Raw genomic sequence first — 18,570 nt, 5'->3', positions numbered from 1 at the left:
TATAAACTTAGGTAATTCACATGCATATTGAAAGACAATATAGAGAATTAGAAGAAATTGAAGAAGTGAGGGTTTATAATGCTGATAAAAACGAAATTTTTAACGATGTTCCCCCCGTTAAGAAACCCAAAAAGCTTCGTTTAAGCAATGTCATGAAACATGTTCCCTCTGACATTAATGTATTCCTACCTCTTGAGGACAGTGACGATTATATTGTTGAAAGAATAGGATGGAACTTGCTTGAAAGATTAAACTTAAAGCAGGAGGATGTTACTGGACGTAAATTTAGCGAAGTTTCACCATTTTATTATGAAATATTTAAAGATTCGCTAAAAGAAGTTTATGAAACCGGAAAAACAAAAGCAATGAGAATCTTTTACTATCGCAGCGATAAAATTCAAACACTTGCAAACATACATATAATCTGCGATGAAGGAGAGCTCTTTGCAATTTCCGATTTGAAAAAAGCAACTTCAGATGCTAAAACTCCTGAAGAGCAGCAAAAGGAAGATGATGAAAACAAAGCAACTTTAATTGAATATTTCTCACAAACCGGAAGCTACTATAAAACTCGCGATGAGTACACTTGGACTCCAGGAATCTACAATATCATTAATCGTTCCAAAGAAGCGGGCGACTCATTTTATAATATCATTTTCGATTTGGTCATTCCAGAAGATAAACCTCTAGTTGAAGAACTGCTTAAAACAATGAGTCCTGAAACAGATACTTATGAAAACATCATTCGTATTAAAACACCCGGGGGTCATATGAAATATTTGGACACATATCTCTACTCTAAATTTGATGAAAACGGTGAAGAGGTAAGCCAATATGGATTATTTAAGGACATCAGTGTTGATTCACACAAACACATGACCAGGCCGGTTGACTTCATGTTGAATGGATTCAATCACAATTCAAAGCTATCCTTGCTTGTGGAACCTTTAAGCAAAAGGTATGAGTTTAGTGAAGGATTTTATAAAATGATTGAAATCCCAAAAAACGAATATATTCACAGTGAAGAAATTCTTGAAAACATAATAGAGACTGATGTTAAAAATGACATCAAAAGGTTAAATGCCGGGGAAATAAATGAAATAAACAAAGTATTTACCTATAAAGTCAATGGAGATGAAGAAAACTTAAAAATATGTGAATTATTTATTGAACGGTTTAAATATGGTAATCAGGAACACAGCATTGGCTTTTTAACTGACATTACACTTTCACGCAGAAAACAACAAGAACTAATAAAATCAAATGCGACTAAAAACATTTTGATTAAAGAAGTTCACCACAGAGTCAAGAATAACCTGCAAGTATTGAACAGTTTTCTAAATCTTGAAAGAAGAGAATACGGAGACAATCCAAATCGTATTTTGGATAATATGCAAGCCCGTTTATCTTCACTTGCGCTACTTCACGAAAAAACATACAACACTGAAGATTTCATTAACATCAACCTTGAAGACTACATGAAAGACCAAGACGAATCCCTACACATGCTATTTAGAGCAAAAGATATCAACTTTACTTCAGATGTTAATCCTGAAATCCATCTTTCAATGGATGTAATTACCCCATTGCTTTTGATAGTTGATGAATTAACCATGAATGCAATCAAACACGCATTCCCCGACCCGGATATGCCTAACAAAACAATATCCAAAAAGATTGATTTTATCGACGATTACATCTGTGAATTGATTCTTAGAGACAATGGAGTCGGACTGAAAGATCCAGATGCATTAATCAACCATAATCTGGGTTGGGAGATAATTAACAGCTTAACAAGACAGATTAATGGAGAACTTGAGATTTTAGACTGTGATGTGGGAACCGGATTCAAAATAATTTTCCCAGTGAATTTTGATCATACCCTTGAATACCACCTTGGAGATAAAGGAGGTGAACTCGAATGAGAATTGAAAAAACATACCGTCAGCTTGAAGGAATTGAAGAAGTCAATATCTATGACATTACAGAGAGCGAGCTGTTCCAGCAGGTCCCTAAGGAATTTGAAGTGCCTTTCACACCTTTTGAAAAAACATTGAAACATTTAAGTAATGACTTGGATATTTTTGTGCCATATGATGATGGTGAAGATTTTATTGTCCATAGATTAGGTCTGAGTGCTCTTATAAGAGGCCATATAGAACAAAACGATGTAGCCGGACGTTTACTTAGTAAAACATCCCCTGGTTTTTATAAAGTTTTAAAAGAACCATTCCAAGAAGTTTATAAAACACATGAAACTAAAAAGATGAGGTTCTATTACCATTTCCATGAAAAATTGGCAAGATTTTCAAATGTTAAAATTATCTACGATATGGACAGAATCGTTTTGATTTCAGACCACAGGGACAATCGTGGAACCAACTTACATGTTTCTGATGATGAAGGATTTGATGAAAAAGCAAATCTAATTGAATACTTCTCTTTAACCGGAAGCTACTATAAAATCAATGACAGATATACTTGGACACAGGGAATCTACAACATAATTAACCGTACAAGAGAAGAAAACGATGAATATTACAATATTGTTTTTGATTTGGTCATTCCAGAAGACAAGCCAATAATTGAAAAAATGCTTAAAGTCATGGACCAAAAAAGAAGCAACTACGAATCGGTTATCCGAATCAAAACCAATGATGGAACATTGAAATATATCGAAGTGAGCCTCTATTCCAAATTCGATGAATATGGCAATTTAATAAATCGTTATGGTTTAATAAAAGATGTGAGTACTGATTCAAGCAGGAAAATGACAAGGCCTGTCGATTTCTTGCTGAAAGGTTTTAAAAACAATAAGAACTTGGCATTGCTTATCGAACCCCTAAACCCTAAACAATATGAATTTTCAGAAGGATTCTATCAGCTCATCGAAATTGAGCCTGAAGACTATCGCCACAGCCGTGAAGTTGTTGACAATATCGTTGAAGAGGATGTTCAATGTAAGCTAAAGGAATTGATTGATGGCGAAGTCGACGATATTGATGTGGCATTCACATATGATGTGGGCGGAGACCCAAACCATCAAAAGATGTGTGAATTGTATATTGAAAGGTTCGAATTCAATTCAGAAACCCACAGTATTGGGTTTTTAACCGATGTTACTCATGAAAAAATTAAACAACACGAATTGATTGAAGCGAATGAACATCAAAAAATATTGATTAAAGAAGTTCACCACAGAGTCAAAAACAACCTGCAAGTTCTTAACAGTTTCTTAAACTTGGAAAAAAGAGCCTATAAAAACAAGCCTAACATAATCATCGACCACATGCAATCCAGGTTGTCTTCACTTGCAATTTTGCATGAAAAAACCTACAATACCACTGACTTTAAGAATATTAACTTAAAAGAGTATATCGTAGACCAAGATAGTCAATTAAGAGGTTTAATTGGTCTAAGAGACGGCATTGAGTTTGTATCTGAAGTTGATGAAGATATAAATCTAACCATCGAAGTCATTACACCATTATTGTTGGTTATTGATGAATTGACCATGAATGCAATCAAACACGCATTCCCAGACAAGAGTGTTCCTAACAAAAAAATATTTAAACAGATTACTAAATTAGATAACTCAACTGGTCAGCTTATTCTCAAGGACAATGGAGTGGGTATAGATGACCCTACAAAAATAACTAAAAATCTGGGATGTGAAATTATCAAAAATCTCACAAAACAACTTGATGGAAAAATCGAATTGATACAACACGAACATGGAACAGGGTATAAATTAACATTCCCATTAGACATGGAACATACCATTGAAGGATGAACTAATGTGACAAGTTAAAATTTAAATAATATGAAACATAAAGAAAATATATTGTAATGGAAGGTATAAAATGAATGAAAGAATTTTAATTGTAGAAGACGAAGCAATAACAGCACTTGATTTGAAATATAGTCTAGAGGAATTAGGTTACGAAATTGTTGATACAGTTGATACTGGCCAAGATGCAATTGATACTGCAGCAGAAAAAGTACCTGATGTCGTATTAATGGATATCAAATTAAAAGGAGACATGGAAGGTATTGAAGCTGCAGAAGTTATTTCAGAATTAAGAATCCCTATAATTTACTTAACTGCAAACACAGACACAGACACATTCGAAAAATCAAATGTTAAAGGATCATATGGATTTGTTTCAAAGCCTTATGACATCAACAAATTAGATAAAACACTTAAAATCACTATTAACAGGGCAAAACTAGAAGAAAAAAGAATTAACGACGCCAGTGGTTTTACAGAATAAATGATTATCTATGACTGAGTTTCAATTAATTGAAGGTAAGCCAAAAATATTTGCTATTAGTGCTCAAAAGGAATTATTGGGCTTTATTCAGGAATATGTCGAAAATTATGACTATGATTTTGTCGGCTCAGCTTCTAAGACAGAAGACATATTTAGAAAAGTCGATGAATTAGAAGCTAATCTAATATTTCTAGATTCAGAAATCCCCAATATAGATTTAATAGAACTCACTGAAGATTTAGAGCTTTTTAATGTTCCAATTATAATCATAGTTGGAGATTTATTCAATGAAACTATTGATAAATTACTGATGAGCAATCCCTATGGCTATTTGCTTAAACCCCTTGATGAAGATGAACTTCAAAGAGCAATGGCAGTAGCCCTTAGGAAACATGAACAAAATATTCAAAACGTTAAGGAAGCCCAATCTAAAGTAAAAGAGAAAAGTACCGAGCTTTTAATTGAAAAATCAGACTCAAGTTTACTTCTTATCTTATGCATTTCATTAATTATAATAGCTGTTCTATCTAGAAATGCTACTTGGCTTCAATGGGTTCTTTTAATCCCAACAGGGGCCATGCTTATTAACTCAATTATCAGTATCAAAAAGCAAAAGATACCAAAACCACACGAAAAGCTTCCTTTTGTAAGTATTTTCATCCCTGCACACAACGAAGAGTACACCATAGGGGAAACCGTCAGAAGCGTTTGTGGTATTGACTATCATGAAGATGATGAACCTCAATACGAATTAATCGTTGTTAATGACGGATCAACTGACAATACCGGAGAGATATTAGCTGATTTGAAAAAGGAATTCCCTCAGGTTAAAATTGTAACAAGACACCCTCCAAGGTCTGGAAAAGGGAAAGGATTTGTTTTAAACGATGCATTAACTTTATCCCGAGGAGAGATAATAGGTGTTTTTGATGCAGATACTCAAATTAAACCCGATTATTTAAAAACTGTTGTTAAATATATTAATGATGACATTGACGGCGTTCAGTCAAGGGTAAAAATGTTCAACAAAAATGAGAATTTTTTAGCTCGTATGCAGCATGTTGAATTTTCTACATTCGGAAATACATTAATTGCTAAAGACAACTTAGGCCACACTGGATTTTTAGGTGGAAATGGCCAGTTTGTTAAAAAACAAGCCATTATTGATTGTGGAAGATGGGACGGATTTGCAGTAACTGAAGACTTGAATTTGGCTATAAAAATAATTCTCCAAGGTGGAAAAATTAGTTATTGTGGAGAATGTGCAGTATATCAAGAAGCAGTTACCAATTGGAGAGCATTTTTTAGACAAAGAACAAGATGGGCTATTGGTAACTTTGAAACCTTATTTGTTTACCTTCCTCAAATTTTAAGGTCAAATATTCCTTTATTCAAAAAGTTCAATGTAATTGAACATATTTCTTTTTACAGTTTTAATTTATTAATCTTTTTTGGATTCGTAATTACTATATTAAATGCAATTTCATGGTTCTTCTTCCATAATGTTACATTGATTAGGATGGAAGCTCCTCTTATTGTAGGAATATTATCTGCAATTGCATTTTTCCCAGGAATGATTTTAGCCCTTTTAAGAGACAAACTGGGTCCTCTTGATTTTATTAAAGACTTAGTTAAATATTATATTTATTGTTTCCACTTAATTCCATTGTTTTTCTTAACAATGCATTCAATGATGACAAGAAAAGAAAGAAAATGGGCAAAAACAGTGCATAAAGGAGGAAAAACTAAATGAGAAAAGAGGACATGGTGCGTGGATTCATTATTGCAGTCTTCATCATATTTATTGCTTTAAACATTAATGGAATTAATAGCTTTTTAAGCTTTCATACAGATAAAACCGCCGAATTCGGACATAGTATAACCGTCGTTCCACAAGCATGGAACACTACTGATGAATTGAACTTGACAAATATGTCCAAGACTCCTCATGCGATTACCAATGAATATGTCTACATTGACCATTGGGATGATTGGCCGGAAGACCATATTACATCAATATCGGAAGCTAAATTCAGGTCCATGGAAGATGGAGGATATAAGGTTCTTAAAAATGAGAACACTACCCTATGTGGATTTGCTGTTTCAAAACAATATTTCTCAAACCCATCAAGAGACACTGATGACAATTGGGACCATATAGGAGTAAATTATGTATTCTCTAAAGAGGATACAAATTATGCAATACAAGTTCATTACTTCACAAGCCAGGATTACAACAACACTACTTTCATAAAAGAGATTGATGACCGTATCGAAGATGACATGTCCAACATTCACAACAATGAATTCAATGGATTCGTATCTGCGATTTGGCATGTTGTTGATATTATAACAAGTAACTTTTCGTAGTGGACAAGTAAACTAAAATAAGAAGGGTTATATTTAATAGATATTTGAAAAATTAATATCTATTAAACTAATTTTTTAATGATAAACTATTTTTTAGGATATTTCAATGGATGATTCTCACACATTGGATCTTTAATAATGAGATTTCTTTTCAATTGATATTTTAAAAAGTAAAGCATCCATTGATTGGATAGCTCTCTAAGAGATGAATCATCTAATTTTTCATATTTGGTAAAGAAATCCATTTGATTCCCGCCAACGACGACGGCTATTTCCTTTGTTTTGATTAACATGAAAAAATCATTGCGAATATTATGGATATTAAAATCATCTACAACAGAAATTGTTTTCTCTTTTTTATAATCATGGAAAAATGTGTTAAGGTATTCAAAATCAATGAATTTAACTTCTTCAATATCAAATAAAACATCTTCACTCAATAACTGATTTTTAAAATCATATTTGGCTAAAAAATCAATATCCCAAATATTATCATAGAAAACTGTGATAAAAGAATCTACAGCAAAGCGAACAGTAAGGAAAAAATTTTCAGTTTCTTTAGGAACTCCCAACTCAACATCGTTAAAATCAAGGTAAACTGAATCTTGAGATATTTCTATAGATGTCCATTTACCTGAATTAATCATTACCTCTCTAATCAATTTTAGTGAACGAGTATTCATTTTAACACCTTCTGTTTATAAAAACTTCATATGCCCCTTCGATTTCATAGTCTTTATCGCCATCAAAGGATTTGTCCCATTTAAAAGGATTAATTTCGATTTGATTATTTACAGTTCCATCCCAGATTATTGAAAAATTTTCTGCTTTAAGATAATCTTCCACAATTTTTCCAATTTCCAGGGCTTTTTCTTCACTATTCTCAAAATCTCCAAAAGTTATTTTTAATTTTTCATCCCATATTGAGTACTCAATATCCTCAAAGGAATAAAAACAAAAACCTTTAGGAGAGAATTTATTATTTTTTAGATGGACATAAAGTTCAAAAGCATCGCCAACTCCTTCATCTAAATCATAACCGCAATTATGAATCGCTACAATATCTTCACTGGCCAATGCTTCGAAAACTCTTTCAAGCCTATTAAAATTAATGTTATCTGAATCATTTAAATAAATATTGCGCTTGGAAAAGTCAATCTCTTCTTCTATAAATTGATCTTCCAATATTTCCCTGATCTCTTCAACATCAAAAAATCCAGATTTAACAAGCAAATCTTTTACGTACTCGATTTCTTCTTCTAAATCCGGATTCATAATATCACTAATCGTCTTCTAAAAGCATTTGAATATGGGTCACGTTTCCTCTTTCAGTGAAGCCGACGATGATTCTGCTTTCTCCGATTTTTGCAACTGCAAAATCGTCATGAGGTTTATATACATATCCTTTGAGTTTTGTATATCCTTCAAATGCGATTTTAGGGTAAACGTTGAAGTTCTTTTGGAAAATTGCATAATTTGTTCTGAATTTTTCAACAGAATCGTTTTCCTTAATTAAATCTGAACTAACGGCTACAAATATGGCCAAATCATCTTCAGATACTGCATAATAACCATCCAAATCTAAAACGGAAGTTGCCACCATTGCAAAATTATGGCAGGTATCTAAATCAGTCATGATGACAGGAGAAGTTAGCTGAGGAATATTGAATTCATCGCCGATGGCCTTCATTTGGCGAGCTGATTGAATGAAACTGTCATCAAACCCTATATCATCATTGTCCCATGCCCATGACCATTGATTTAACTCCTGTGTGAAAAATCCTAAAATTTGTATTGGCAATTCAATGTCATCAAATGTAAGAGTTCCTTTTTCCAAATCCAAATCACCGGTTTTATCGCCGATTAAATCTGATAAATTCTCTTGTTTATCTAAAGCAAGGGCGCCATATTTAGATAAAATTACCTTGAATGTATCTCCATTCTCTATTTGAATTGGTTTTTCAAATTTATCTTTCAAATTACATCACCTAAAATTCTAATTTTGAAATTCTGTCCATGGCTTCCTTAGTATTTTCTAAAGTATTAAATGCAGTTAATCTTAAATATCCTTCTCCACTTGGGCCGAAACCGGAACCTGGAGTTCCTACAACTTTTGCTTCATTTAACAATAAATCGAAAAATGTCCATGAATCCATGTTATTTGGAGTTTTTACCCAGATATAAGGTGAACTTACACCGCCATAAACTTCAAGACCGATATCGGTTAGGCTTTCCCTTATGATTTTTGCGTTTGCCATGTAATAGTCAACGACTTCCTGAATTTGTTTTTTACCCTCTTCAGAGTAGGTTGCTTCAGCAGCCTTTTGCACTGGATAGGATGCACCGTTGAATTTGGTGGTCTGTCTTCTGTTCCATAACGGATTAATGTCCACCTCATTACCTTCGCTATCATATCCTTTTAACTCTTTAGGAACAACAGTATATGCGCAGCGTGTTCCTGTAAATCCTGCGGTTTTTGAATAGCTCTTAAACTCAATAGCCACTTCTTTTGCACCTTCAATTTCATAAATACTGTGAGGAACATTATCTTCATTGATGAATATCTCATAAGCTGCATCGAATAATATAATGGCTTTGTTTTCTTTTGCCCAATCGACAAACACTTTTAATTGGTCTTTAGTAAGGGTAGTTCCTGTAGGGTTGTTTGGATAACATAAATAAATTATATCTACAGGTTCTGATGGAAGTTCCGGAACAAATCCGTTTTCAGCATTGCATTTTATATAAGTTAAACCTTCATACATCCCATCGTCCTTCATTTCTCCAGTTCTTCCGGCCATCACATTTGTATCAACATATACAGTATATACCGGATCGGTCACTGCAATCTTATTATCTATGCCAAATATCTCTTGAATATTACCTGTGTCACATTTTGCACCGTCACTGATAAATACTTCATCTGCATCAAGTGAAATTCCATATTTGTTATAATCATTTTCAATGATGGCTTCAGCTAAAAAGTCATAACCTTGTTCTGGACCATAGCCCATAAAAGTATCTGCATTTCCCATATCATCAACTGCATCCCTAAATGCTTTTACAACAGCGGGAACCAGCGGTTTAGTTACATCTCCAATTCCCATTTTAATAATATCAGCATCAGGGTTTGCTTTTGCGAATTCTGCTTCTCTTCTTGCAATCTCTACAAAAAGATAACTGCTTTTTAATTTTAGATAATTTTCATTAATTTTAACAACCATAATTAATCCTCATAAATATTAATCTAATTTATATTATATTTTAAAAATATATAAATTGAATGTATTCAAAAAAATTGTTATTTTTGGTCAAATTAATAGATTAATTGATTTTTAAAAAAACAGCGCATAAAAAAATTGTATTTATACAAACCATAGTCTTTCAGATAAGATAAACAAAATTTACTAATCCCTTTAATTTAAATGGATAATTAAACAACATATGCTCCATAACTGGAAAACTATGAAAATATTTAAATTAACTTTCTAACATAAATATATTATACTATAAACATAGGATTGAGTTGGGAAAAATGAACGGGATGACAATAATACTTTGGTTAACCATATTTATAATTGGTGCAATTGCAATAATAGCTGTTAAATTGCATTATAGAGGCGACGAATTAGAAGAAGATGAAGAATCAATTATTTCAAAGGATTCTATAGATAGATTTCTCTCAAATAATAAAAATAAAGCATCAAACAAAAATGATACTCCCAAAATAAACACTCGGCAAAATCCAGATTATAGCCTCAACCAAAGAACAGAAGAAGATAATTACGATGTTTATATTCCTAAGGCTGAAGAGAACAGTTATCAGAATATAGAATATGAATCTCAAAATCAAGTACTTATAAATTATGAAAAGGAAGTTAAAAAATTCCAGGAACCAATGAACGAAACTCAGATTGATATTATGACACCTAATAACGACCAAAATAATGAAAAACATGAATTAAAAGATTTATTTACAATTGATGAACTTATCAAAGAATCAAAAAGAAAAGATAGTGAAAGGGAAAAAGAATCTCAAAGAATTAATAAAGAGGAAGAGGATACAACTGAAATCAAAGAGAGTATCCGAAAAAGACAGGAAAATGAAGATTACGAAGATCAACTTATTGAAGAAATCTTGGCTGATGAAGACATAGGAGAAATCCTTAACGGCACACAGGAAGAAGAAAAAGTCGAAACAATCCAAGACATAATTGATAAAGAAGAACCTAAAGAAGAAACAATACCTGATATCATCAATGAAAATGAAGCAGAAGAAACCGTGCAGGATGTTTTGGCTGTTGAGGAAACTAAACCTGCGGATGATGTTGAACCTATCGCAGAGGTAAGTGAAGAAACTGAAATTCCAAAAACAACACAAAAGGATATCCAGGATGCGATTACTACCGCTTCACAGGAGATTGAAGAAGAAAAAATTGAAAGCATATCCGAAAGTGAAGGAATTACAGATGCTTTATTAAATACTGAAGAAGAAATCAAACAACCTACATTAAAATCACCTACTAAAATCGATGAATCTAAAAAAGAGGACATTGAACCACCAGCTGAAGAGGTTGAAAATGACCTTGATTACAGGAAAGATTTAGCTAAAATCACTAATACAATCAAAGGTTCAAGGATTTTCCAAGATGTAAAAGAAAAACTAAGACCGGAACCAGAAGAAGAAACCGACCCTCTTGCCGATTTACAACCAGATTACATCAGAAATGTCAGTGAATTTGAATCTGAATATGAAGATGATTTTGAAGATGAATATGCTCCAATCATCAATGAAACACATGACGAATTTGGTGAATATTACGAACCAAACTATGAAGATTCAATAAGACAAGAAAATACTCGCAAGTTATTTAATAATACTAGAAATTCACTAGAACCTGAGAGGGTAGAACCGAAAATCAATACTATTAAACCTAAACCTGCTAGAGACAGTCTTAAAATGCAACTCAACAATAATGATGTTGTACTCAAAAAGGGAGATGAAATCATATTCAGACATGATGGAGAAACTTACTCCAGTCAAGTCTATGCAATCAATGGTGATGAAATCTCTGTAAGATACAGACGTAAAAACATTAAAATTAAACCAGAAGACGTGAAAAAGATATATTAAATATCTTTTTTACCAAACACCACATAACTTATTTTAAAAAAAGAAAGAAGAATTATTCTTCTTTATTTAATCTATAGCTACCGTTTTCAACTATATATTTTGGAACAATGATTTTTAGGGAACGAATTATGTTTAAATAAAAATCATCCAATTCCCTATCCGCATAAGGATATGTATATTCAAAAATGTACAGATTGTCATCCTGCACATATAAGAATTCGTTTCGCCTAATTTGGTTTTCACCATCTGAAAATGAAGAAACAACCATATAGTAAAGAGATTCATTAATTACAATGAAATCTGAAGTAATCAAATCAATTTTATCATTGCTTTTTAAATTTTCCTCAATTCCGCTCATTATATCGGGAAGCCCTGATAATGTTGGAGTTGTTGAAAACTTAATGGACATTGGAATTTTGGTGTTTACCAAATACAAATCTGTAAATTCATCTTTAGGAGGAATCTGATCAAAATCTTCAGGCATCTGAAGGGTGACAAACCCATTTGAAAACATTACCATTTAATCACCTATTTGTGGGCATAGTAAAATATCAATTCATCGTCTGCAATCTCATCAAGACGTGCGAATCCTACCCTTTCAAATTGAACAACATTTCCAACTTCCAAATTGCGCAGTGCTCCTTCACCAAGACCTGTTTTAGTTGATGCATCATCCATGATGATTTTCACATTTACATTGTCATCTGCAGGCACCCATTGAATGATTCTAGCTTTTACTTCACGGGCATCTTCAAATGATGTGGAATGATAGGTTATTTCATCCCCATTAATGTTAACATTAACAGCATCCATCAATCTAAATATTCCATCGTTAATGTCATTTTCAGCCAAGTAAGCTTTTCCATCAAACGGCAGGACCCTGTTACCCCTATCGAGGTGGTCTGCATGTAACGGTCTTTCAATGTTGACTTTACCGTCTTCATATCCTCCAACTTCAATTAACTGAGGATTTTCGCAGAAGAAGTATCTATTGGCTACAGGTTCCAAGAAATTGCGGTTCAAACCGTAAATCTTTTTCCAACTGATGGCTGAATCTGCCATTTTAACACCGATTTCAGTAATTAAGTTGTAGATTGTTCTTGGGTCAATTCCACGTCTTGCAATAGCCCTTAGGGTTCCAAGTCTTGGGTCATCCCATCCGGAATATGTTCCATCTTCAATACCTGCCATTGCCTTTGAGGTACTTAGTGCAATGTCTTCCATTTTAAGTCTGCCATAGTGGATATATTCCGGTTGGTCCCATCCCATATGGTCGTACAAGTATTTTTGCTTTTCAGTATTCGCCAAATGGTCTTTTCCCCTTAAAACATGAGTTAAGCCCATTAAATGATCATCCACTGCAACTGAGAAGTTCATCATTGGATATATTCGGTATTTTGTACCTAAACGAGGGTGCTCTTCATCAACCAACCTCATTGCAACCCAATCACGAATCGCAGGGTTTTTGTGATTAATATCAGTTTTGACTCTGAGTACTGCTTCACCGGCGTCCATCGCATCGAATTTATCCCATAGCTCCAAATTCTCCTCAACAGAATTATCTCTACATGGGCAAGCTTTACAGTTGTCCTTAAGCTCTTTGAAGGTTGCCCCATCACAAGTACACATGTAAGCTGCACCTTTTTCAATTAGCTGTCGAGCATAATCGTAATATGTTTCAAACCTGTCTGATTGATAAATCATTTCATCTGCCTTGATTCCCAACCATTCCAAATCCTCTGGAATCATTTCATAGGCGGGTTCATATACTCTTTTTGGGTCTGTATCTTCAATTCTCAAAATTAACTTACCCTCATGTCTTTTTACATATTCCGCATTTGGAACTGCCGCTCTTGAGTGTCCTATATGAAGCGGTCCGCTTGGATTTGGAGCGAACCTTAAAACGATATTTTCATGGGTCCCCGGAAGCTCTTGAAGTCCAACTTCCTTAGCTTTAGGTTTTTTTGTTTCAACTTCAACACCCATCTTTTCCATTTCAGCTTGTTGCTCTTCAGGACTTAAGGCATTTACTTTTGCTACAATTTTACCAGACATTGGCCCAATTTCTTTAGCTTTACTTCTAAGTTCAGGTTCATTTGCCATTATTGAACCCATTACAGCTCCAGGATTTGCACTTCCCTTATGTTTGGCTGCATTTAATAAAGCATGTTTATAGATAATCTCTTCTAAATCATTCATTTAATCATCACAATTTAATTATTTCAATAAAAATAAGCAATATTATTTATCTATCTAAAAATATATAAATATAGTGAGAGTAGTTAAAAAAAATCGGAGCTTTATAAAAAAAATTAGGTTGATATAAATGAGTGATGCTATTTTAAAATCAAAACAATACATTGAAGATGATGATTTTAAGGAAGCTCTTATGTTAGCTCGAAAAAGGCATGGAAAAGACGACACAGAATCCTATTTATCAATTTTAGATTTGCTTATTGACAGTGAATATTTGCCCGCTCTTGAAGAAAAAGGAATCTATTACCAATATTATGATGAAAGCCATGACAATGGAGATTATGGTGAAAAATATTTCGATGCATATCTGAAAAAACAACCACGTTCTGTTAATGTGCTTTGTGATAAGGCCATGTCTAGATTTAATAAAGGCAATGTCGATGATGCTTTAGAATACATGGACAAGGCGCTTGACAAATACAAATCATATTCCAAAATAGAAGAGCCAAGATTATCTAAAAAAGAACTTATCATGGCAAGAATCGAACTTCTGATTAAAGCTAAAAAATATGACGATGCCCTTCGAAGCCTTGACAAATATGAAGACCAATTTGGATCAACTCAAAAATCTGACCTGTACAAGGGCCAAATGCTTCAAAAAACAGGAAAAAACAGGCAAGCTTTAGAGTATCTGGACAAATCACTTTCAGAAGAAGATACAATCATAGCTTTAAATGCTAAAGGTGATGCCCTATATGAACTTAAAGAATATAAAGAAGCTTTAAAATCATATAACCAATGCATACCTTATGAAAGCAAAATTGAAGATGATTTGGAGCTTATAACCAATTTCAACTATAAAGCAGCATTTTGCTGTGTTAATCTTGGAGATGACCAAAAAGCTGTGCAATACCTAAACAAGACAATTGGCATGTTAAATGAACACGGCAGACTTCCAAAAGACATCGAAGCCATTTATCAGAAATGCTCATTTGAAAAAGACCGCATTATGAGGCAGGGAGATGTTGAAGATAAGGAATTTAAACAAACCAAATTCCTATCGGCCAAACATGCCCTTATTGCGCTTTTAATCATTTTAATCTTATATCTCATATTGAAAATGAATGGGTATTAATTTTAAGGAAATATTAAACTTTGAGGAGAGTTTTTTAAAATGAGACTTGGAAAAACAAATTTAGAAGTGAACAAAAATGGATTCGGAGCACTTCCAATTCAAAGATGCAATATGGACGAGGCAGTCGAAATACTCAAAAAAGCATATGACAATGGAATAAACTTTTTTGACACCGCCCATTTTTACACTGACAGTGAAGAGAAGATGGGAAAAGCATTTGAAGACATTCCTCGTGAAAAGATATATCTTGCAAGCAAAACCGCCGCTGAAACTCCTGAAGACTTTTGGAGTGATTTGGAAACTTCCCTTAAAAGTTTAAAAACAGATTATTTGGATTTATATCAATTCCACAACATTTCATTTACCCCCAAAGCAGATGACGAACTGTTCAAAGCAATGGTTGAAGCAAAAGAAAAAGGAATGGTTAATCATATTGGAATCACCACCCATAAAATCACATTTGCCCATGAGGCGCTTGATTCTGGAATTTATGAAACATTGCAATATCCCTTTTCATACTTAAGCGGTGATGAAGAAATAGAACTGGTTGAAAAATGCAAACAATTGGACATCGGTTTTATTGCAATGAAGGCAATGGGCGGAGGATTAATTAAAAATTCAAAAGCAAGCTATGCATTTCTAAACAATTTCAACAATGTCCTGCCCATCTGGGGGATTCAAAAACTTGAAGAACTTGATGAATTCCTATCATACGATGAAAATACCGTTTTAACTGACGAACTAAAAGCAGACATCCAAAAAGATAAAGAGGAACTTGGAGAAAACTTCTGCAGAGGCTGCGGATACTGCATGCCCTGTCCTGAAGACATCAATATCAGCTTATCTGCAAGAATGTCCCTTTGGATTAGGCGCTTTCCAGCTGAGCCCTACCTAACCGAAGAGTATCAGGAAATGATGGAACACACCACCGACTGCATGGAATGCTATGCCTGTGTGGACAAATGTCCATATGAACTTGATATCCCTGAACTTCTAAAAGAAAACTATGAAGATTATCAAAACGTATTATCCGGGAAAACCAAGGTGTGAACATGAGGCAATGCATTGAAAACCCGAATGATGTGGAGTGGGCAGAATATTGGAGAGAAAGGCTTGAAGGCAAGAAAAATAAGGACTGGGATAAAGCAGCTCCAGGATTTTATAAAAGAACTCACAAGGAAGACTATAATACTGCATTATTTGACATGCTAATCTTGGATGAAAATGACACTGTCCTTGATGTTGGTTGCGGTGAAGGATCAATTACAGTACCCCTTTCAAGAAAAGTCAAAAAGGTAATCGGGCTTGATTCATCACATAAAATGCTAGAATATCTAGAAAATAGAGCCAAAGACAATGATGCAAATAACATCGAAACAATTTTAAAGCCGATTGAAGAAATCAGATACCAAGATATTGGAGATGTTGATGTCGTTGTTTGCTCAAGGTCTCTAAATGCAATAAAGCCAATTGAAGAAGTGTTATCCGAATTAGATAAAATTGCGAATAAATATGTCTTTGTAACCATTTTCGGACCTGAAAATAAAAAAATCGAAAGGGACTTTGAAAAAGAATTGGGCAAAAAAACAGAAGACTTCCCCGATTACAACTATTTCTTTAACATCCTATTTAATATGGGCATTTATGCCAATATCCAACGTTTTGACTTAAATAATTATCGCGAATATGATAGCATTGAAGAAGCTATGGACAATGGCAAATTCAGACTTGATTTATATTCAGATGAAGAAAAAGAGCTTTTAAAAGATTACTTAAAAAGAATATTGACCTATGATAGTGAAACCAAAAAATATTATAATGTTAAAGACAAAGCCGACTGGATTATGGTTTGGTGGAAAAAATAGCATCTTATGATCCGTATTTCTAATTATGATTTTAGTAAAAAAAAAAGAAAAGAATATAAAATGAAATCAATCACTTTTTATTAAAGTTTAAATAGCATTTTAACCAAATATAATTATTGGTTACGGAATTCATTTCATCCTTCCTGGTGTCTTGTTTTTTATGTAACCAGTGTTTGTAGATAGGTTAGATGTTGCAGCATCGCTTGACCCTATCCATCAAACACAAACAGTTACACAAACAATAATCTTAAACACTCTTTTTCTTTCATATAATATTTTATTTACTCATAACTTTATTATAATTCCTTTGTGATTCTAACATTAGGAAATATACTAAATATAATCTATTAACAAATCCATATTCCCCACTGTTTTTCTTTCCAATTGGTTCGAGAATACCTAATTGTTTTGCTTTTTTCAAGAATCCTTCAAAAGATCTTCTCTCTTCAGAATTTAAATATTGTCTAAATTCTGATTTTTTAAAAGTCATCCATCCATTCACAGCTAATTTAATAAAAATATTAATATAAGTTTTACTTCTTATTTTATTTAACTTAGATTTTAATTGTTTTTTATTTAATTCTTCAGTAGCATCAGTAATACCTAAAAATACAACATCTTTATTAATTTTTAAACTATCTTGAGCATTCCAAAAAACAGAATCACCAATTAACTGCATTATTAAAGGCATACCATAAGAGAAAAATATCATAGGTTGTAATGATTCAACTCCATCTTCAAATTCAATACCCACTTCCCCAAAGGAAGATTCAAAGAAATCTGCAATGTCTTTATCTTCCAAGTTATCTATTTCAATTAGATTAAATATTCTAAAAAATGATTCATTCAAATCACATAATCTTTCATATTCTTCAGGATAACTAATTAAAGTAAAAATTATAGGGAGATGATATTCATTGAAATCCATAATTTCAAAGAACCCTTTGTACCAATTTGTAAATTCCTCATTTTCTGATAATCCATTAAGATCATCAATAACAATGAAAATACCATAATCTTCAGGTAAATCTTCACAGGTTTTTATTAAAAAATCCGCAAAATGATTTTTAATATTCTGAATTAACTCATTAGTATTTTTTAATGAAACACCCGTTCCTGCAACTTTAAATTCCTGAATAGTATTTAAAACTTTATCAACAACTTTCTTACCCAAATAATCTTTCTTAAATTCCCTAACTAATGCATCAAGTAATTTTTGTATCAATTCATCAACAGTCTTACCTCCACTATTATTAATATGAATAGGAATCATATGATACTCATCCTCAGCCACTCTTGAAACATAATTAACAAAAGAAGTTTTACCCATGCCCCGTTTTCCAGTGATAAAAAAATGCTCTGCTCTACCATGTTTAATAACATGAGGTATTCTTCTTAATATTTTATCTCTATCTTTTACCCTACCTTTAAATTTTTCATGAGATACAGGTCTCCAAGGTTCAAATGGAGAATCTGGAAATACTTCTTCTAACGGCATAATTTAACCCCTACAACAATATGTTACACAATACTTATTTTTAATCATTTACTATTTTTAACTATTTCTCCTAAAAAGTCATTCACCTACAAACAACA

16 protein-coding genes are annotated in these 18,570 nt (G+C 33.0%); 9 read left to right on the top strand and 7 right to left on the bottom strand.

Going from position 1 to position 18,570, the window contains the following annotated elements:
• Nucleotides 1–20: 20 nt before the first annotated feature.
• From IJE64_RS08785 to IJE64_RS08765, 5 genes are all read left to right on the top strand, one after another.
• Complete coding sequence (locus tag IJE64_RS08785) at nt 21–1,925, top strand: histidine kinase dimerization/phosphoacceptor domain -containing protein (RefSeq protein WP_292784901.1); 1,905 nt, start codon at nt 21–23, stop codon at nt 1,923–1,925.
• Nucleotides 1,922–3,793, top strand: a complete 1,872-nt coding sequence (locus tag IJE64_RS08780) for a histidine kinase dimerization/phosphoacceptor domain -containing protein (protein WP_292784897.1) — start codon at nt 1,922–1,924, stop codon at nt 3,791–3,793. Before IJE64_RS08785 ends, IJE64_RS08780 begins: the two co-directional genes overlap by 4 nt.
• Before the next feature lie 70 nt (nt 3,794–3,863).
• Complete coding sequence (locus IJE64_RS08775) at nt 3,864–4,274, top strand: response regulator (RefSeq protein ID WP_292784893.1); 411 nt, start codon at nt 3,864–3,866, stop codon at nt 4,272–4,274.
• A 10-nt stretch (nt 4,275–4,284) separates the two neighbouring features.
• On the top strand, nt 4,285–6,027 hold the full coding sequence (locus IJE64_RS08770; RefSeq protein ID WP_292784890.1) for a glycosyltransferase: 1,743 nt from the start codon (nt 4,285–4,287) through the stop codon (nt 6,025–6,027).
• A complete protein-coding gene (locus IJE64_RS08765; RefSeq protein WP_292784887.1) occupies nt 6,024–6,644 on the top strand; it encodes a hypothetical protein in 621 nt (206 codons plus the stop codon). Before IJE64_RS08770 ends, IJE64_RS08765 begins: the two co-directional genes overlap by 4 nt.
• Before the next feature lie 86 nt (nt 6,645–6,730).
• Here the strand turns inward: IJE64_RS08765 and IJE64_RS08760 are convergent, their stop codons facing one another.
• Genes IJE64_RS08760 through IJE64_RS08745 form a run of 4 tightly spaced genes read right to left on the bottom strand, consistent with a single transcriptional unit; the run spans nt 6,731 to nt 9,868 of the window.
• A complete protein-coding gene (locus IJE64_RS08760; RefSeq protein WP_292784885.1) occupies nt 6,731–7,327 on the bottom strand; it encodes a hypothetical protein in 597 nt (198 codons plus the stop codon).
• A 1-nt stretch (nt 7,328) separates the two neighbouring features.
• Entirely contained in the window at nt 7,329–7,919 is a 591-nt protein-coding gene (locus IJE64_RS08755) for a DUF6891 domain-containing protein (RefSeq protein WP_292784882.1), read from the bottom strand.
• A gap of 7 nt (nt 7,920–7,926) precedes the next feature.
• Nucleotides 7,927–8,622, bottom strand: a complete 696-nt coding sequence (locus tag IJE64_RS08750) for a DUF6882 domain-containing protein (protein ID WP_292784879.1) — start codon at nt 8,620–8,622, stop codon at nt 7,927–7,929.
• Between the two features lie 10 nt (nt 8,623–8,632).
• Complete coding sequence (locus IJE64_RS08745) at nt 8,633–9,868, bottom strand: LL-diaminopimelate aminotransferase (RefSeq protein ID WP_292784876.1); 1,236 nt, start codon at nt 9,866–9,868, stop codon at nt 8,633–8,635.
• A 311-nt stretch (nt 9,869–10,179) separates the two neighbouring features.
• Between IJE64_RS08745 and IJE64_RS08740 the strand changes: the two genes are divergently transcribed.
• A complete protein-coding gene (locus IJE64_RS08740) occupies nt 10,180–11,778 on the top strand; it encodes an ATPase (RefSeq protein ID WP_292784874.1) in 1,599 nt (532 codons plus the stop codon).
• Between the two features lie 52 nt (nt 11,779–11,830).
• Here IJE64_RS08740 and IJE64_RS08735 read toward each other — a convergent pair whose 3' ends face one another.
• Complete coding sequence (locus IJE64_RS08735; protein ID WP_292784871.1) at nt 11,831–12,298, bottom strand: hypothetical protein; 468 nt, start codon at nt 12,296–12,298, stop codon at nt 11,831–11,833.
• Nucleotides 12,299–12,306: 8 nt separating this feature from the next.
• The gene (locus tag IJE64_RS08730) at nt 12,307–13,977 is read right to left on the bottom strand and encodes a glutamate--tRNA ligase (protein ID WP_292784869.1); all 1,671 of its coding nucleotides are present in this window, start codon (nt 13,975–13,977) and stop codon (nt 12,307–12,309) included.
• Nucleotides 13,978–14,104: 127 nt separating this feature from the next.
• On the opposite strand from IJE64_RS08730, the gene IJE64_RS08725 reads away from it, so the two are divergent.
• From IJE64_RS08725 to IJE64_RS08715, 3 genes are read left to right on the top strand one after another with little or no spacing between them, the layout of a single operon-like run.
• Nucleotides 14,105–15,109, top strand: coding sequence for a tetratricopeptide repeat protein (locus tag IJE64_RS08725; RefSeq protein ID WP_292784867.1), 1,005 nt, complete (start codon nt 14,105–14,107; stop codon nt 15,107–15,109).
• A gap of 39 nt (nt 15,110–15,148) precedes the next feature.
• Nucleotides 15,149–16,159, top strand: a complete 1,011-nt coding sequence (locus tag IJE64_RS08720) for an aldo/keto reductase (protein ID WP_292784864.1) — start codon at nt 15,149–15,151, stop codon at nt 16,157–16,159.
• A 2-nt stretch (nt 16,160–16,161) separates the two neighbouring features.
• The gene (locus IJE64_RS08715; RefSeq protein ID WP_292784861.1) at nt 16,162–16,974 is read left to right on the top strand and encodes a class I SAM-dependent methyltransferase; all 813 of its coding nucleotides are present in this window, start codon (nt 16,162–16,164) and stop codon (nt 16,972–16,974) included.
• Nucleotides 16,975–17,251: 277 nt separating this feature from the next.
• Here the strand turns inward: IJE64_RS08715 and IJE64_RS08710 are convergent, their stop codons facing one another.
• Entirely contained in the window at nt 17,252–18,472 is a 1,221-nt protein-coding gene (locus tag IJE64_RS08710) for an ATP-binding protein (protein WP_292784857.1), read from the bottom strand.
• Between the last annotated feature and the right edge of the window lie 98 nt (nt 18,473–18,570).

This window comes from Methanobrevibacter sp., from assembly GCF_017409525.1.
Classification (GTDB): domain Archaea; phylum Methanobacteriota; class Methanobacteria; order Methanobacteriales; family Methanobacteriaceae; genus Methanocatella.
This window is presented reverse-complemented; position numbering and strand designations above follow the sequence as displayed.

Bases quoted from the DNA above. Each gene is read 5' to 3' on its own strand.
- IJE64_RS08785 (WP_292784901.1), top strand. From the start codon at position 21: ATGCATATTGAAAGACAATATAGAGAATTAGAAGAAATTGAAGAAGTG.
- IJE64_RS08780 (WP_292784897.1), top strand. From the start codon at position 1,922: ATGAGAATTGAAAAAACATACCGTCAGCTTGAAGGAATTGAAGAAGTC.
- IJE64_RS08775 (WP_292784893.1), top strand. From the start codon at position 3,864: ATGAATGAAAGAATTTTAATTGTAGAAGACGAAGCAATAACAGCACTT.
- IJE64_RS08770 (WP_292784890.1), top strand. From the start codon at position 4,285: ATGACTGAGTTTCAATTAATTGAAGGTAAGCCAAAAATATTTGCTATT.
- IJE64_RS08765 (WP_292784887.1), top strand. From the start codon at position 6,024: ATGAGAAAAGAGGACATGGTGCGTGGATTCATTATTGCAGTCTTCATC.
- IJE64_RS08760 (WP_292784885.1), bottom strand. From the start codon at position 7,327: ATGAATACTCGTTCACTAAAATTGATTAGAGAGGTAATGATTAATTCA.
- IJE64_RS08755 (WP_292784882.1), bottom strand. From the start codon at position 7,919: ATGAATCCGGATTTAGAAGAAGAAATCGAGTACGTAAAAGATTTGCTT.
- IJE64_RS08745 (WP_292784876.1), bottom strand. From the start codon at position 9,868: ATGGTTGTTAAAATTAATGAAAATTATCTAAAATTAAAAAGCAGTTAT.
- IJE64_RS08740 (WP_292784874.1), top strand. From the start codon at position 10,180: ATGAACGGGATGACAATAATACTTTGGTTAACCATATTTATAATTGGT.
- IJE64_RS08735 (WP_292784871.1), bottom strand. From the start codon at position 12,298: ATGGTAATGTTTTCAAATGGGTTTGTCACCCTTCAGATGCCTGAAGAT.
- IJE64_RS08730 (WP_292784869.1), bottom strand. From the start codon at position 13,977: ATGAATGATTTAGAAGAGATTATCTATAAACATGCTTTATTAAATGCA.
- IJE64_RS08725 (WP_292784867.1), top strand. From the start codon at position 14,105: ATGAGTGATGCTATTTTAAAATCAAAACAATACATTGAAGATGATGAT.
- IJE64_RS08720 (WP_292784864.1), top strand. From the start codon at position 15,149: ATGAGACTTGGAAAAACAAATTTAGAAGTGAACAAAAATGGATTCGGA.
- IJE64_RS08715 (WP_292784861.1), top strand. From the start codon at position 16,162: ATGAGGCAATGCATTGAAAACCCGAATGATGTGGAGTGGGCAGAATAT.
- IJE64_RS08710 (WP_292784857.1), bottom strand. From the start codon at position 18,472: ATGCCGTTAGAAGAAGTATTTCCAGATTCTCCATTTGAACCTTGGAGA.